Here is a 13,838-nt window from a genome sequence, read left to right as displayed (position 1 = left end):
GGATGGCCGCATCCGACGACGAATCGCGTCACGCACGGCCCCATCAGTAACCGCCCAGCGCCCGCACATGCGCCACCGCGCTGCGTCCCAGGGCTGACAGGTCGTAACCGCCTTCGAGAAAGCTGACGATCCGTCCCTGGGCGGATTCGGCCGCGATCTCGACCAGACGTTCGGTGATCCAGGCGTAGTCCGCCTCGACCAGTTTAAGGCTGCCCATATCGTCCTCGCGATGGGCGTCGAACCCCGCCGACACCAGGATCAATTCGGGCCGAAAAGCGCGCAAGGCAGGCAACCAGCGCACGGACGCAATATCGCGGATCACGTCGCCGCCGGAATAGGCATCGACCGGGACGTTGATCATGTTCGGCCCCGGATTTTCCTGGCGGGTGCCGGGGAACAGCGGGTATTGGTAGAAACTGCACATCAGGACCCGGTCTTCGTCCAGGAAGGCTTCTTCGGTGCCGTTGCCGTGGTGGACGTCGAAATCCACGATGGCGACGCGCGACAGGCCGTAGTGATCCAGGGCGTAGCGGGCCGCAATGGCGACGTTATTGAAAAAACAGAACCCCAAGGCCTGAGCGGGACGCGCGTGGTGGCCCGGCGGACGGATGGCGCAGAACGCCGTCTGCGCATGGCCTGCCAGGATCTCGTCCAGGGCCGTCAGGCCGGCGCCGGCCGCCGCCCAGGCCGCCGGCAGCGTGTCCGGATTCATGATCGTGTCGGGGTCCACCGGAAAATAGCCGGCCGCCGGCGCGTGCTGGCGCAGGAACGCCAGATATTCCGGTGTGTGCACCCGCAGCACGTCCTCGGACCCGGCGGGGCGCGCAATGCGGTGAGACAGGAAATCCATCAGGCCGCTGGCGGCCAGTTGATCGGCCACCGCATCCAGGCGTTGAGGGGATTCGGGGTGCCAGGCCCCCATCTCATGCAGTCGGCAGGCTGGATGGGTAATATAGAGTGTCTCCATAAGGGCGATTATGTTCAGACCAACCCGTATTTTGCAAGTTGCCGTAGCGTCGCTTTTTATATCCGGCTGCGCCAGCAGCCACAGCGGTTCCAAACCACCCGCCGCTTCCCTGTCAGAGACGACAAATCAAACAATCGTTTCAAACAATCGTATTAATTCTAGCAGAACACCCAACCCCGGCAAACCCGTGCAAACCCGGGGAGATTTCCTCGGCGCCGATGGCAAGCTGCTGCCCGAAGTCCAGGCGTTCGCCCGGGAGACCGCCCGGACCTACGCCCTGCCCCTGGGCGGCGTCGAGGCCCTGCTGGCCGAGGCGCACTACAACGCGACCGCCGCGCGGCTGATGACGCCGCCCACGCGCACGGGCCGCATCCGCCGCGCCTGGACCAGCTACCGTCAGCGCCACGTCGATCCGATCCGCATCCGCGCGGGCACGTCGTTCTGGCAGGAACACCGGGCGGCGATCGACCGGGCCAGCGCCCGCACCGGCGTGCCGCCCTCGATCATCGTCGCCATCATCGGCATCGAAACCGTCTATGGCCGCTACACCGGCGATCACCGGGTGCTGGACACGCTGACCACGCTGGGATTCCGTTATCCCGACCCGAACCGGCCGGAACGCCAGGCGATGTTCCGCGAGCAACTCGCCGACCTGATCGTGCTGGACCACCGGGGCGCGCTGGACGCGCGGATCGTGGAGGGCTCGTTCGCGGGCGCCATGGGGCTGCCGCAGTTCATGCCGGGCAGCCTGATGCGCTATGCGGTGGACGGTGACGGCGACGGCCGCATCGACCTGCTGAACAATACCGATGACGCCATCGCCTCGGTGGCGGCGTTCCTGCAGGCCCACGGCTGGGTGCGCGACGTGCCGGTCTTCGCGCCCGTGTCGCTGCCCGCCGGCGCCGCGCGGCTGGCCCAGGACAGCTTGAAACCGGAAAGCGACTGGGCGGCGCTCAAGGCGGCCGGCGCCCAGGCCCTGGCAGGCGGCGGGTCCGCCTGGCAGGCCCAGCCGCTGGGGGTGATCGACCTGCGCGACGAAATCCGCAACACCCACGATGTGCGCACCGCCACGCCCAATTTCTTTGCCATCACCCAGTACAACCGCAGCTATTTCTATGCGGCGTCGGTGGCCGACCTGGCGCACGAGATCGCCGACCGGATCGGCTATGGGGATCCGAATCGGCTGGACCGACCGGGCAACTAGCGCCCGGCCTCTCTATGACGGGAGTATCGAAGTCCGGCAGCCGATCAGTGAATCAATCAGTTGAACACCCCGGACGACAGGTAGCGGTCGCCCCGGTCGCAGACGATGAAGACGATGGTGGCGTCGCGCACCGTGGCGGCGACGCGCAGTGCGGCCACGGCCGCGCCGGCCGAGGAAATCCCGCCGAAGATGCCTTCTTCGGCGGCCAGGCGCCGGGCCATGGTTTCCGCCTGATCCTGGGTGATGGGCTCGAAGGCGTCGATGGCGGCCGGATCGTAGATGCTGGGCTGGTAGGCTTCCGGCCACTTGCGGATGCCGGGGATGTGGGCGCCTTCGGCCGGCTGGGCGCCGATGATGCGCACGGCCGGATTGCGTTCGCGCAGGTACGCTCCCACCCCCATGATGGTGCCGGTCGTGCCCATGGCGCTGACGAAGTGCGTGACCCCGCCCCCGGTCTGCTCCCAGATTTCCGGACCGGTGGTTTCGTAATGGGCGCGGGGATTGTCGGCGTTGGAAAACTGGTCCAGGACCTTGCCCTTGCCTTCGGATTGCATCTGCAGCGCCAGGTCGCGGGCGTATTCCATGCCCCCGCCCTGGGCAGGCGTCAGGATGAGTTCGGCCCCGTAGGCCGTCATTGCGGCGCAGCGTTCCTGGGTCGAATTGTCCGGCATGATCAGGATCATGCGGTAGCCGCGCACGGCGGCCGCCATGGCCAGGGCGATCCCGGTGTTGCCGCTGGTCGCCTCGATCAAGGTGTCGCCGGGACGGATGTCGCCGCGCGCCTCGGCCTGGCGGATCATGCTGAACGCCGCACGGTCCTTGACGGAACCCGCCGGGTTGTTGCCTTCGAGCTTGGCCAGGATCACGTTGCCGCGCGCCGCGCCGACATCGCCCGGCAGGCGTTGCAAGCGCACCAGAGGCGTGGAACCGATGATGTCTTCGATGGTGGGGTAGGTTTTCATGGACGAAATCATACACCCGCCCACCCGCCGGTCCCGGCGCGTTTCCGGGCCGGAATATGCTTATGAAAAGACGGCATATCGGGTGGCGTCGCGCGCCCGGCCGTGCGCTCAGCGCCGCGCAGCGGCCGCAGGCTTGACCGGCGTGGCCGGGTTGCCGGCGCCGGCCGCACCTGCGACGGCCCGCGCCTCGGCCCCCTGCCCCGACACGCGCGTCCCGCCGCCGTCGATGGTCAGGCCCGCCGACTGCAGGGACTGGGCCCGGCGCGGACCGATGCCGCGCACCCGGTCCGACAGGTCGGTGAACGACAGATAGCGCCCGCCCCGCTCGCGCTCGTCGAGGATGACCTGGGCGGTCTTGGGACCGATGCCGCGGATGCCCCGCAACTGATCCAGAGTGGCCGTATTCAAGTCCACGGCGCCCACCGCGCCGGCCCAGGTCAGGGCGGCGATGCCGGCCGCCGTCAGCAGGTGCGACAGATGCCGCGTAGACCGCCGCCCGGCCCGTGAGGCAGGCCCCCGGAGCGGCGCGCGGGATGCGGCAACGCAGCGGGGGGCGACGCCGGACGGTACGGCGGGCGGCCGACCGGCCGTTTCGTGCAGAAAGGGATTCATGACCGACTCCTGTGGTGTGAGGGTCTGGCCATGATGCCCCGGGCGGGCCGGAAATGGAGGGGGTCTTGATCCGGAATGTCCGTCCGGGAAAGTCTCAATCGACCGTCAGTTTTCCGGATTCCAGCAGCCGGTTGACGTAGGCGTTCACCCCCGTCTGCACGTCGCTGAACACGCCCGTGTAGCCGGCGGCGCGCAACTGGCTCAGGTCGGCCTGGGTATGGCTTTGATAGCGGCCTTTCAGGTCGTCCGGGAACGGGATGTAGCGCAGATGCCCGCCCGCGGCCAGTTCCGGCAGCGACAGGGCCAGTTGCCCCTGGTGCACGCGCAGGCTGTTGACCACGGTCTGGGCCACGTCGTTGAAGGGCTGGGCGCGCCCGGTGCCGCAATTGAAGATGCCGGAGACTTCCGGGTGATCCAGGAAATGCAGATTGACCTTGACCACGTCATCGATGAAGATGAAATCGCGCTGCTGGCCGCCGTCCGGATAACCGTCCCAGCCGCCGAACAGCCGCACGTGGCCTTCGCTCGCATACTGGTTCATGTTGTGGAAGGCGACCGAGGCCATGCGGCCCTTGTGCTGTTCGCGCGGACCGTAGACGTTGAAATAGCGCAGGCCCACCACCTGGGCCGTCAGGCGGTCCATGCGCCGGCGCAGCACCTGGTCGAACAGCAGCTTGGAATAACCGTAGACGTTCAGCGGCGATTCGCAGGCCGGGGCCTCGACGTAATTCGGACCCGCCCCGTACACGGCGGCCGACGAGGCGTAGATGAAGGGGACTTCGCGGGCCTGGCAGTATTCGAACAATTCCAGCGTGACGCGGTAATTGTTGTCCATCATGAAACGGCCGTCGCGCTCGGTCGTGTCCGAGCAGGCGCCCTGATGGAACACGGCATCGGGACGCGGCAGTTCGCCCGCCAGGACGCGGCGGCGGAACTCGTCCTTGTGCTGGTAGTCGGCGATGTCCAGATCGATCAGATTGCGGAACTTGTCGCCGTCGGTCAGGTCGTCGACCGCCAGGATGTCGGTGACGCCGCGCGCGTTCAGGCCGCGGACCAGGTTGCTGCCGATGAAGCCGGCCGCGCCGGTGACCACGATCATGATGTCAATTCCTCTGCGGTGACGATGGAGGTGCCCAGCTTGCCGACGACGATGCCGCCGGCGCGGTTGGCCCACGCCATGGACTCGAACCAGTCCAGGCCGGCGGCCCGGGCGACGGCCAGCGTGGCCAGCACGGTGTCGCCTGCGCCGGACACGTCGAAGACTTCGTGCGCCTGGGCGTCCACGTGCTGGCGGCCCTGGGCGGTATACAGGGTCATGCCCTGTTCGGAACGGGTGATCAGCAGGGCCTCGAGATCGAGCTCCTGGCGCAGCACCTGGGCGCGGCGCGTCAGGTCGTCTTCGGAATCCCAGCGGCCGACGGCGTCCTGCATTTCACTGCGGTTGGGCGTGACCAGGGTGGCGCCCTGGTAGCGCGGATAGCGATGGCCCTTGGGGTCGACCAGCACCGGAATGCCGCGTGCGCGCGCCGCCCGGATCATGGATTCGACCCGGGACAAGGCGCCCTTGGCGTAATCCGACAGCACCAGCAGATCGTAATCCGCCAGGATGTCCGTCAGGCCGGCGTCCAGCGCATCCAGCGCGCCCGCGCCCGGGCCTTGCTCGAAATCGACCCGCAGCAGTTGCTGCTGGCGCCCCAGCACGCGCATCTTCAGCGTCGTATCCATCCCGTCGGGGTCCTCGACCAGATGGTCGCGCACACCGGCCTCGCGCGTCATGGCGCGCACGCGGACACCCGCCTCGTCGGCGCCGATCACGCCCAGCAGCCCCACCTGGGCGCCCAGGGCGACGATGTTGCGGGCCACGTTCGCCGCCCCGCCCAGGCGGTCTTCCCGGCGGGCGACCCGCACCACGGGGACGGGCGCCTCGGGCGAGATGCGGTCGACTTCGCCGAACCAGTAGCGGTCCAGCATGATGTCGCCGGCAACGAGGATCCGGGCGGCAGCCGCCGCCCGGGCCGGAAATGACGTCATCGAATTTCCTCCAGGCGGCGGGGCCGGTAGGTTTCCCAGGTATTGCAGCCCGGGCATTGCCAGTAGTAGCGGCGCGCCTCGAAACCGCAGTGCTCGCAGGCATAGCGGTCCAGGCGCTGGGTGTGTTTGTGGATCATGCTGCGCAGCAGGCCCAGATCGGCCCCCGGCACCAGGGATTGGTCCGGCATCGCCTCGCCGCCCTGGGCAGCCTCCGGGCCCGAGGCCCCTTGGGCCAGTTCGACTTCGAGCAGGCGATCCAGGCCCAGCAGCGAGGGATGGGCGCGCAGCGCCTGGCGGGCGAAGGCCCAGGCCGGGACGGCGCCTTCCGAGGCGCGCAAGGCGCGGAAGATCACGTTGAACAGATCGAGCGTCGGCAAGCGCACATACTGGTCGCGCAGCAGCGACAGGCCTTCGGCGGCGCGCCCCAGGGCGGCGTGGCAATCCAGCAGCGGCTGGGCGACCAGGCCGGAGAATTCGGGCGCCGTGGTCAGCACGTCCTGGAGCTGGGCGCGCTGGGATTCCAGGTCGCCGCGCAGGGCCGCCCAGCGGGCGCGCAGCATGCGCACGCGGGTCTCGGAGGCCGGGGTGGCGCCGTTCTGGCGCGCAGCGTTCTCGGCCGCATCCAGGGCCTGGGCGGCGGCGTCGAAGTCCGGCGTCTTGGATTCCATCAGCGCCTGGGCGCGCTCGCAGTGGTAGTGCGCCAGTTGCGGAACGGGTTCGTCGGTGCGGCCGCGCAACTGCTGGACTGCGTCGATGGCCTTGCCCCAGTCGTGCTCGGATTCGTGGATGCGGACCAGGGCGCGCAAGGCTTCCAGCACGTGGCGGGTCTGCAGCACCGCCAGGAAGCCCTGCTCGGCGCGGTCCAGCATGCCGGCCTTGAGAAAGTCCTGGGCCAGGGCCAACTGGGCGTTTTCGCGGTCCGGCAGCGGCAGATCCCCGCGCGAGAGCAGGCTCTGGTGCACGCGGATGGCGCGTTCGATCTCGCCTCGGCGGCGGAACAGGCTGCCCAGGGCGAAATGCAGTTCGGTGGTTTCCGGATCGAGCTTGGCGACCTCGACGAAGGCGTCGATGGCGCGGTCGGGCTGCTCGTTGAGCAGGAAGTTCAGGCCTTTGAAGTAGGAATCGGGCAGCGCCCGGGTTTCCGACAGCATCTGGCGGAAGTCAAAACGCGCCGCCAGCCAGCCCAGGCCGAACAGCACCGGAACGATGATCAGCCACCAGGGCTCGAAATCCACGACCCGCCCCCGGAATCTACAGGGGCGCCAGCGGCGCGACGGTTTCGGGGATCACCGGGGCGGACGCGGCCTGGGGATGATCCAGGGCATCCTGGGCGCGGGCAAGTTCGCGGCGCAGGCGGTTGATCTCGCGGCGGCGGCGCAACATGCCCGTGGCCGCCATGAGCAGGCCGAAGGCCACCCCCAGGACGAAGGCCGCCAGCATCACGACGATCAGCGGCACCTGGCTGAACACATGGTCGGCGAACAGGCCGACATCCACCGGTGCGGTGTTTTTCAGGGCGAAAAGCAGCACGATGATAAAGATCACCAACCGCAGAATCCAGACCAGGTAGCGCATGCGACAAGCTCCTCGGGATAACCTATCCATTGTAAAGGAAAGAGCCCCCACGCTGCGCAGGCCGCCCACCTCGCAGCGAGTACGCTGCTCGGATTCGTCAGGCTCGAAATAGTCCGCAGGGGACTATTCCGTGTCCTGACTCATCCCGGCGGTCAAAGGAAAACGGGCGGCGCCTCTTGCGAAGCGCCGCCCGTCGTTCGGCCGCGATGGCGCGGCACGGCCTGCATTACATCATGCGGGCCTGGTACAGATCGGCGACGGTGGCGGGTTCGTCGGCGTCGCCGCCGTCGGGACCCTGGTCCACGCGTTCACGCAGTTCCTTGCCGGGTTTGAAGTGCGGCACCAGCTTGGCCGGCACGTGCACTTTTTCACCGGATTTCGGATTGCGGCCCACACGCGGCTGACGCCGCGAGAGGGAAAAGCTGCCGAAGCCGCGGATTTCGATGCGCTGGCCTTGGGCCAGCGCATCGGCCATCGCGTCCAGGACCGTCTTGACCGCAAAGTCCATGTCACGGGCCGCCAACTGCGGATAGCGGCCCGCCAACACGGCGATGAGTTCGGACTTGGTCAGGCCAGGCATTACTCGTCGCGCTGCTGGTCGAGCTTGGCCTTCAGCAGGGCGCCCAGGTTGGTGGTGCCCGAGGAGGCGCTGGCTTCGGTCATGCGCTGGATGGTTTCAGCCGTTTCGGCGTTGTCGCGAGCCTTGATCGACAATTGGATCGAACGCGCCTTGCGGTCGATGTTGATGATCATGGTTTCGACCTGGTCGCCGGCGTGCAGAACCGTCGTGGCGTCCTCGACGCGGCCGGCGGAGATTTCCGAGGCGCGCAGGTAGCCTTCGACGTCCACGGACAGCGTCACGACGGCGCCCTTGGGTTCGACGGACTTCACGGTGCCCGACAGGACGGCGCCCTTGTCGTAGGTGGCCACGAAGTTGTTGAACGGATCGCCTTCGAGCTGCTTGACGCCCAGGGAGATGCGCTCCTTGTCGGTGTCGATGCCCAGCACCACGGCGTCGATCTCGTCGCCCTTCTTGAAGTTGCGCACGGCTTCTTCGCCGGTCTCGGACCAGGAGATGTCGGACAGGTGCACCAGGCCGTCGATGCCGCCGGGCAGGCCGACGAACACGCCGAAGTCGGTGATCGACTTGATGGCGCCGTGGACCTTGTCGCCACGCTTGAAGTTCGAGGCGAAATCTTCCCAGGGATTCGGGCGGCACTGCTTCATGCCCAGCGAGATGCGGCGACGGTCTTCGTCGATTTCCAGGACCATGACTTCGACTTCTTCGCCCAGGGTCACGACCTTGCGCGGATCGACGTTCTTGTTGGTCCAGTCCATTTCGGAGACGTGCACCAGACCTTCGATACCGGCTTCGACTTCAACGAACGCACCGTAGTCGGTCAGGTTGGTGACCTTGCCGAACAGGCGGGTGCTTTGCGGGTAGCGGCGGCCCAGGCCGATCCAGGGATCTTCGCCCAGTTGCTTGACGCCCAGCGAAACGCGGGACTTTTCCTGGTCGAACTTGAGGACCTTGGCTTCGATTTCCTGACCCACCTGCAGCACTTCGGACGGGTGGCGGACACGGCGCCAGGCCATGTCGGTGATGTGCAGCAGGCCGTCGATGCCGCCCAGGTCCACGAACGCACCGTAGTCGGTGATGTTCTTGACGATACCCTTGACGATGGCGCCTTCGTGCAGCGTTTCGAGCAGCTTTTCGCGCTCTTCACCCATGCTGGCTTCGAGCACGGCGCGGCGCGACAGCACGACGTTGTTGCGCTTGCGGTCGAGCTTGATGACCTTGAATTCGAGGGTCTTGCCTTCGTACGGCGTGGTGTCCTTGACGGGACGCAGGTCGACCAGCGAGCCCGGCAGGAAGGCGCGGATGCCGTTGGTCATGACCGTCAGGCCGCCCTTGACCTTGCCGGTGATGGTGCCGTTGACCAGTTCGCCGGATTCCAGGGCCTGTTCCAGTTGCAGCCAGGCCGACAGGCGCTTGGCGCGGTCACGCGACAGGATGGTGTCGCCGTAGCCGTTTTCCAGGGAATCGATGGCGACGGAAACGAAGTCGCCGTCTTCCACTTCCAGGTCGCCCTGGTCGTTCAGGAATTCTTCCAGGGGGATGTAGGCTTCGGACTTGAGGCCGGCATTGACCACGACGAAATTGTGGTCGACGCGCACGACTTCGGCGGAGATGACCTCGCCGGAGCGCATGTTCTGATCTTTGATGCTGGCGGCAAACAGATCGGCAAAGCTTTCGCCGCCCAGGGCGGCTTCAGTGGTAAGGGTGGACATGAACGATAGATCCATACGCCCCGAGGGGCAATCATGACACGCCAGGCAAAACACCCGGCGGAGTGAAAAAACATCCCGCCCGAAGAAAACGCCGGAAAGGCGCCCCGTCAGGCAGGCCCGCGTGCGGACCAGAGATCCAGCACTTGACGCACTACGTCATCGATCCCCTGATGGGACGAATCCACAGTGACCGCATCCGCCGCCGCAACAAGCGGCGCATGCGCCCGACCCCGGTCTCGTGCATCACGCGCCCGAAGGTCTTTTAAAAGGTCGTCTAGGTTAGCAGAAAAACCCTTGTCCTTCAACTGCTTATGGCGTCGTTGCGCCCGCACCTCGACGCCCGCGTCGAGAAAGATTTTCAGAGGGGCGTCGGGAAAGACCACCGTGCCCATGTCGCGCCCGTCGGCGACCAGGCCCGGCGCCCGGCAAAAATCCTGCTGGCACGCCAGCAGCGCCTCGCGCACGGCCGGCCAAGCGGCCACGCGCGAGGCCAGATTGCCGACCGCTTCCTGGCGGATCTGGCTGCCGACGTCCTCGCCGTCCATGAAGACGGTGCCGTCTTCGAAGCGCACGTCCAGATGCCGCGCCAGCCGGGCCGCCTGGGCTTCGTCGGTGCCGTCGCCGCCCTCGCGCAGCACCGCCAGCGCGGTCAGACGGTAGAGCGCGCCGCTGTCCAGCACATGCCAGCCCAGGGCCTGGGCCACCCGCTGGGCGATGGTGCCCTTGCCCGAGGCGGTCGGACCGTCGATGGTGATGATCGGCGCAGTCCGCGCCGGGCCGCCTTGGCCAGGACGGCCGATGGACAGCAGGCGGCGGAAGTCCGTGAAATAGTCCGGATAGGTCTTGCTGACGCAGCCCGGGTCCAGGATGGTCACGGGCACGGGGCCGAAGACCGCCAGCGAGAAGCACATCGCCATGCGATGGTCATCGTAGGTGCGGATCTCGGCGGCGCGCCAGCCCTCGGCCGGCAAGGGGTGCACGGTCAGGCTGTCGGCGTCGGACTCCACGCGCGCGCCCAGGCGGGCCAGTTCGGCGTGCATGGCGTCGATGCGGTCGGTTTCCTTGACCCGCCAGCTGGCGATGTTGCGCAGCCGGCAAGGGCCGTCGGCGTACAGGGCCAGCACGGCGGCGGTCATGGCGGCGTCGGGGATCAGGTTGAAGTCCCGATCGAAGGCCTTGAGCCGTGCGCCCCGGGCCACGGCCGGTCCGCGCACCACCAGGGCGTCGGCCTCGCGTTCGACCTGCGCGCCCATGGCCTCGACCACCTCGGCAAAGGCCACGTCGCCCTGGATGCTGTTGCCGCCGACGCCTTCGATGCGGATCGGACCGCCCGCGACGGCGCCCAGCCCCAGGAAATACGAGGCGGACGAGGCATCGCCCTCGACCCGGTAACGGCCCGGGGCGCGGTAGCGCGCGTCGGCCGGGATGGTGAAGCGTTCCCAGCCCTCGCAGCGCACGCGCACGCCAAAGCGTTCCATCAGGTTCAGGGTGATCAGGATGTAGGGCTTGGAGATCAGCGGGCCGTCCAGCTCGATGACCACGTCCCGGCCGCTCCGCCGCGCCGCGATCGGCGCGGCCATCAGCAGCGCCGTCAGAAACTGGCTGGACACGGAGCCGCGCACCCGGACGGGCCGGCTCACGTCCAAGGCCCCGCGGCCGATGCGCAAGGGCGGATAGCCCTCCTGCCCTTCATAGGTGATGTCGCAGCCCAGACCGCGCAAGGCCTCGACCAGGTCGCCGATGGGCCGTTCGTGCATGCGCGGCACGCCGGACAGGCGGTAGTCGCCGCCCATCATCGCCAGAGCGGCCGTCAGCGGCCGGAAGGCCGTGCCCGCATTGCCCAGAAACAGGTCGGCTTGTGTGTTCGGCCAGTCCGCCGCGCCGTCCAGGCTGAGCGAATCCTCGCCGGTCTGGCGCAAGCTCAGGCCCAGGGCCTGCAGGGCTGCGCGCATGACCCGCGTGTCGTCGGAATCCAGCAGGCCATCCAGTCCGGTGGCGCCTTCGGCCAGCGCCGCCAGCAGCAGCGCCCGGTTGGAAATGCTCTTGGAACCCGGCAGCGTCACCGAACCGCGCGCATGCACGGCCGGTTCCAGGCGCAGGGAAGGTTCATGCGCGTCGGCGCTGCTCGTGTGCATCACATCTGGCTCCTGCCGCCCCAGAACCGGCGGGCAAGCGCCGCCTGTTCGAGCTGGGCTTCAAGGGCGGCGGCGTCGGGTTCGCCTTCGAGGCTCGTCCGCAGCAGCCGCAGCGCCTGTTCGAAATCGTCCAGTTCGCGCAGCACCGCCGTCCGGTTGGAAAGAAAAATATCGCGCCAGACCTCGGCGGAACCCGCCGCGATCCGGGTGAAGTCGCGGAATCCCGTGCCGGCCAGGTTCAGGCGCGTGTCGGCGTCGTCCGAGCGGACGATGCCGGCCATATAGGCGGCCGCCAGAAAATGCGGCACGTGACTGACGGCGGCCAGCGCCCGGTCGTGGGCTTCGGGCGTCATCAGCGCCACACGCGCGCCGCAGGCCTCCCAGGCCCGGATCAGGCGATGCTGCAGCACGCCCGGCGTCTCGTCGAACGGGGTCAGCACGACCTTGCGGCCGTGATACAGCATGGGATCGGCCGCTTCGGGGCCGGTCATTTCCGAGCCCGCAATGGGATGGCCGGGGATGAACTGCGTGTAGCGATCGCCCAGGATGTCCTGCGCCAGGCGGGCCACGTCGGCCTTGGTGCTGCCGGCGTCGGTGACCAGCGCGTCCGGCCGCAGCACCGGCGCCAGATCCCGCAGAATCGGCGCCATGGCGCCCACCGGCGTGGCCAGAAAGATCAGGTCGGCCTCGGCCGCCGCGTAGGACAGATCGGCGATCTCGTCGATCAGCCCCAGGTCGCGCGCGCGCTGAAGCGAGGCGGGCGTGCGCCCGACCCCCAGCACCCGGCCCACCTGCCCGACCCGGCGCAAGGCGGCCGCGAACGAGCCGCCGATCAACCCCGTGCCGACGACGGCCAGGGTGGGAACGGAGGGTTGCCCCCATGCGGCGCCTTCGGTTTGGGAACGGCCCTGCGGGGGAACGGATTCGCCCGGCTCGCTCATCCCTGCAGCACAGCCTTCAGCGCATCGAGCAGGCGGGCGTTTTCTTCCGGCAGGCCGATGCTGACCCGCAGGTGCTCGGGCAGGCCGTCGCCCGCCACGGGCCGCACGATGATGCCCCGGCGCAGGAGTTCGACGTTGATGCGCGCGGCATCCCCCACGCGCACCAGCACGAAATTCGTGTGGCTGGGCACGAAATCCAGCCCCAGGGCGGTGAAGCCGTCCTGCAACTGCGTCCGGCCCGCCCGGTTCAGGGCGTAGGTCCGGTCCAGGAAGCCGGTGTCGGCCAGGGCGACGCGCGCGGCGAGCTGGGCCAGGACGTTGACGTTGAAGGGCTGACGCACCCGGTTCAGCAGATCGGTCAGCGCCGGCTGCGCCAGGGCGTAGCCGACCCGCAGCCCGGCCAGGCCATAGGCCTTGGAGAAGGTGCGCGTGACGATCAGATTGGGGAATTCGCGCACCCACTGCGTGCTGTCCGCGCGCTCTTCGGGGTCCAGGTATTCGTCGTAGGCCTCGTCCAGCAGCACGGCGACGCGGTCCCCGTGCCGTGCCCGGACGGCCTCCAGGAAGGCGTGCACGCGCGGACCGGACAGATGGGTGCCGGTGGGATTGTTCGGGTTGGCGATGAACACCAGCCGCGTGTCGTCGGCGATCGCCGCCAGCATGGCGTCCAGATCATGGCCGTAGTCGCGCGCCGGCACCATCAGATGGCGGGCGCCGCGGGCCTGGGTGCTGAGCCGATAGACCACGAAGGCATGCTGCGCGTAGACGGCCGAAGTGCCTTCGTCCAGCAGCGCCAGGGAAGCCAGTTCCAGCAGGTCGTTGGAACCGTTGCCCAGGGTGACCCAGTTCGCCGGCACCTGGTGGCGTGCCGCGAGCGCCGCTTTCAGGTCGAAACCATTGGCATCCGGGTAGCGGCCGTGCAGCGCCCCGGCCGCCTCGGCGAGCGCCGCACGCACACGGTCGGAGCAGCCCAGCGGGTTCTCGTTGGAGGCCAGCTTGATGATGCCGTCCGGGTCCAGCCCGAATTCACGGGCGAGTTCCTCGATCGGCTTGCCGGCCTGATAGGGAGCAATGGCCCGGATGTGGTCGGGTGCCTGGATATCTGTCATGGAGCGGGCC

Annotated in this window: 13 protein-coding genes; 1 reads left to right on the top strand and 12 read right to left on the bottom strand. The window is 68.0% G+C overall.

Translation table 11 applies throughout. From position 1 onward, the window contains the following. Positions 1–43: 43 nt before the first annotated feature. Positions 44–967 (bottom strand): histone deacetylase family protein, encoded by a 924-nt coding sequence (locus ACFO0J_RS13900; protein ID WP_376813692.1) that lies wholly within the window; start codon positions 965–967, stop codon positions 44–46. A 10-nt stretch (positions 968–977) separates the two neighbouring features. On the opposite strand from ACFO0J_RS13900, the gene mltB reads away from it, so the two are divergent. Continuing rightward, positions 978–2,171 carry a lytic murein transglycosylase B gene (gene mltB / locus ACFO0J_RS13895; protein ID WP_376813691.1) on the top strand — a complete coding sequence of 398 codons (1,194 nt, stop codon included), beginning with the start codon at positions 978–980 and terminating at the stop codon, positions 2,169–2,171. Between the two features lie 56 nt (positions 2,172–2,227). Here mltB and cysM read toward each other — a convergent pair whose 3' ends face one another. The 11 genes from cysM to hisC form a co-directional block, all read right to left on the bottom strand. Then, positions 2,228–3,133, bottom strand: a complete 906-nt coding sequence (gene cysM, locus ACFO0J_RS13890) for a cysteine synthase CysM (RefSeq protein WP_376813690.1) — start codon at positions 3,131–3,133, stop codon at positions 2,228–2,230. Between the two features lie 108 nt (positions 3,134–3,241). Continuing rightward, positions 3,242–3,745, bottom strand: coding sequence for a ComEA family DNA-binding protein (locus ACFO0J_RS13885; RefSeq protein WP_376813689.1), 504 nt, complete (start codon positions 3,743–3,745; stop codon positions 3,242–3,244). 94 nt (positions 3,746–3,839) lie between these two features. Next, positions 3,840–4,844, bottom strand: coding sequence for an ADP-glyceromanno-heptose 6-epimerase (rfaD, locus tag ACFO0J_RS13880; RefSeq protein ID WP_376813688.1), 1,005 nt, complete (start codon positions 4,842–4,844; stop codon positions 3,840–3,842). Further along, the gene (gene rfaE1, locus ACFO0J_RS13875; RefSeq protein WP_376813687.1) at positions 4,841–5,776 is read right to left on the bottom strand and encodes a D-glycero-beta-D-manno-heptose-7-phosphate kinase; all 936 of its coding nucleotides are present in this window, start codon (positions 5,774–5,776) and stop codon (positions 4,841–4,843) included. The genes rfaD and rfaE1 overlap by 4 nt, the downstream gene beginning before the upstream one ends. Further along, complete coding sequence (gene lapB, locus ACFO0J_RS13870; RefSeq protein WP_376813686.1) at positions 5,773–7,011, bottom strand: lipopolysaccharide assembly protein LapB; 1,239 nt, start codon at positions 7,009–7,011, stop codon at positions 5,773–5,775. Before lapB ends, rfaE1 begins: the two co-directional genes overlap by 4 nt. A gap of 16 nt (positions 7,012–7,027) precedes the next feature. Then, on the bottom strand, positions 7,028–7,351 hold the full coding sequence (locus ACFO0J_RS13865) for a LapA family protein (RefSeq protein WP_376813685.1): 324 nt from the start codon (positions 7,349–7,351) through the stop codon (positions 7,028–7,030). Positions 7,352–7,577: 226 nt separating this feature from the next. Beyond that, entirely contained in the window at positions 7,578–7,922 is a 345-nt protein-coding gene (locus ACFO0J_RS13860; RefSeq protein ID WP_376814157.1) for an integration host factor subunit beta, read from the bottom strand. Positions 7,923–7,930: 8 nt separating this feature from the next. Further along, a complete protein-coding gene (rpsA, locus tag ACFO0J_RS13855) occupies positions 7,931–9,643 on the bottom strand; it encodes a 30S ribosomal protein S1 (RefSeq protein ID WP_376813684.1) in 1,713 nt (570 codons plus the stop codon). A 107-nt stretch (positions 9,644–9,750) separates the two neighbouring features. Further along, positions 9,751–11,778, bottom strand: a complete 2,028-nt coding sequence (locus tag ACFO0J_RS13850) for a bifunctional 3-phosphoshikimate 1-carboxyvinyltransferase/cytidylate kinase (protein ID WP_376813683.1) — start codon at positions 11,776–11,778, stop codon at positions 9,751–9,753. After that, positions 11,778–12,719 carry a prephenate dehydrogenase gene (locus ACFO0J_RS13845; protein ID WP_376813682.1) on the bottom strand — a complete coding sequence of 314 codons (942 nt, stop codon included), beginning with the start codon at positions 12,717–12,719 and terminating at the stop codon, positions 11,778–11,780. The genes ACFO0J_RS13850 and ACFO0J_RS13845 overlap by 1 nt, the downstream gene beginning before the upstream one ends. Continuing rightward, positions 12,716–13,828 (bottom strand): histidinol-phosphate transaminase, encoded by a 1,113-nt coding sequence (gene hisC, locus ACFO0J_RS13840; RefSeq protein ID WP_376813681.1) that lies wholly within the window; start codon positions 13,826–13,828, stop codon positions 12,716–12,718. The genes ACFO0J_RS13845 and hisC overlap by 4 nt, the downstream gene beginning before the upstream one ends. Positions 13,829–13,838 lie beyond the last annotated feature (10 nt).

Source organism: Castellaniella hirudinis (genome assembly GCF_042651965.1).
Taxonomy (GTDB): Bacteria; Pseudomonadota; Gammaproteobacteria; order Burkholderiales; family Burkholderiaceae_B; genus Castellaniella; species Castellaniella hirudinis.
This window is presented reverse-complemented; position numbering and strand designations above follow the sequence as displayed.

What these genes read in the sequence shown, in the direction of transcription:
- ACFO0J_RS13900 (WP_376813692.1), bottom strand. Translation starts at nt 967, where the DNA reads ATGGAGACACTCTATATTACCCATCCAGCCTGCCGACTGCATGAGATG.
- mltB (WP_376813691.1), top strand. Translation starts at nt 978, where the DNA reads ATGTTCAGACCAACCCGTATTTTGCAAGTTGCCGTAGCGTCGCTTTTT.
- cysM (WP_376813690.1), bottom strand. Translation starts at nt 3,133, where the DNA reads ATGAAAACCTACCCCACCATCGAAGACATCATCGGTTCCACGCCTCTG.
- ACFO0J_RS13885 (WP_376813689.1), bottom strand. Translation starts at nt 3,745, where the DNA reads ATGAATCCCTTTCTGCACGAAACGGCCGGTCGGCCGCCCGCCGTACCG.
- rfaD (WP_376813688.1), bottom strand. Translation starts at nt 4,844, where the DNA reads ATGATCGTGGTCACCGGCGCGGCCGGCTTCATCGGCAGCAACCTGGTC.
- rfaE1 (WP_376813687.1), bottom strand. Translation starts at nt 5,776, where the DNA reads ATGACGTCATTTCCGGCCCGGGCGGCGGCTGCCGCCCGGATCCTCGTT.
- ACFO0J_RS13865 (WP_376813685.1), bottom strand. Translation starts at nt 7,351, where the DNA reads ATGCGCTACCTGGTCTGGATTCTGCGGTTGGTGATCTTTATCATCGTG.
- rpsA (WP_376813684.1), bottom strand. Translation starts at nt 9,643, where the DNA reads ATGTCCACCCTTACCACTGAAGCCGCCCTGGGCGGCGAAAGCTTTGCC.
- ACFO0J_RS13850 (WP_376813683.1), bottom strand. Translation starts at nt 11,778, where the DNA reads ATGCACACGAGCAGCGCCGACGCGCATGAACCTTCCCTGCGCCTGGAA.
- ACFO0J_RS13845 (WP_376813682.1), bottom strand. Translation starts at nt 12,719, where the DNA reads ATGAGCGAGCCGGGCGAATCCGTTCCCCCGCAGGGCCGTTCCCAAACC.
- hisC (WP_376813681.1), bottom strand. Translation starts at nt 13,828, where the DNA reads ATGACAGATATCCAGGCACCCGACCACATCCGGGCCATTGCTCCCTAT.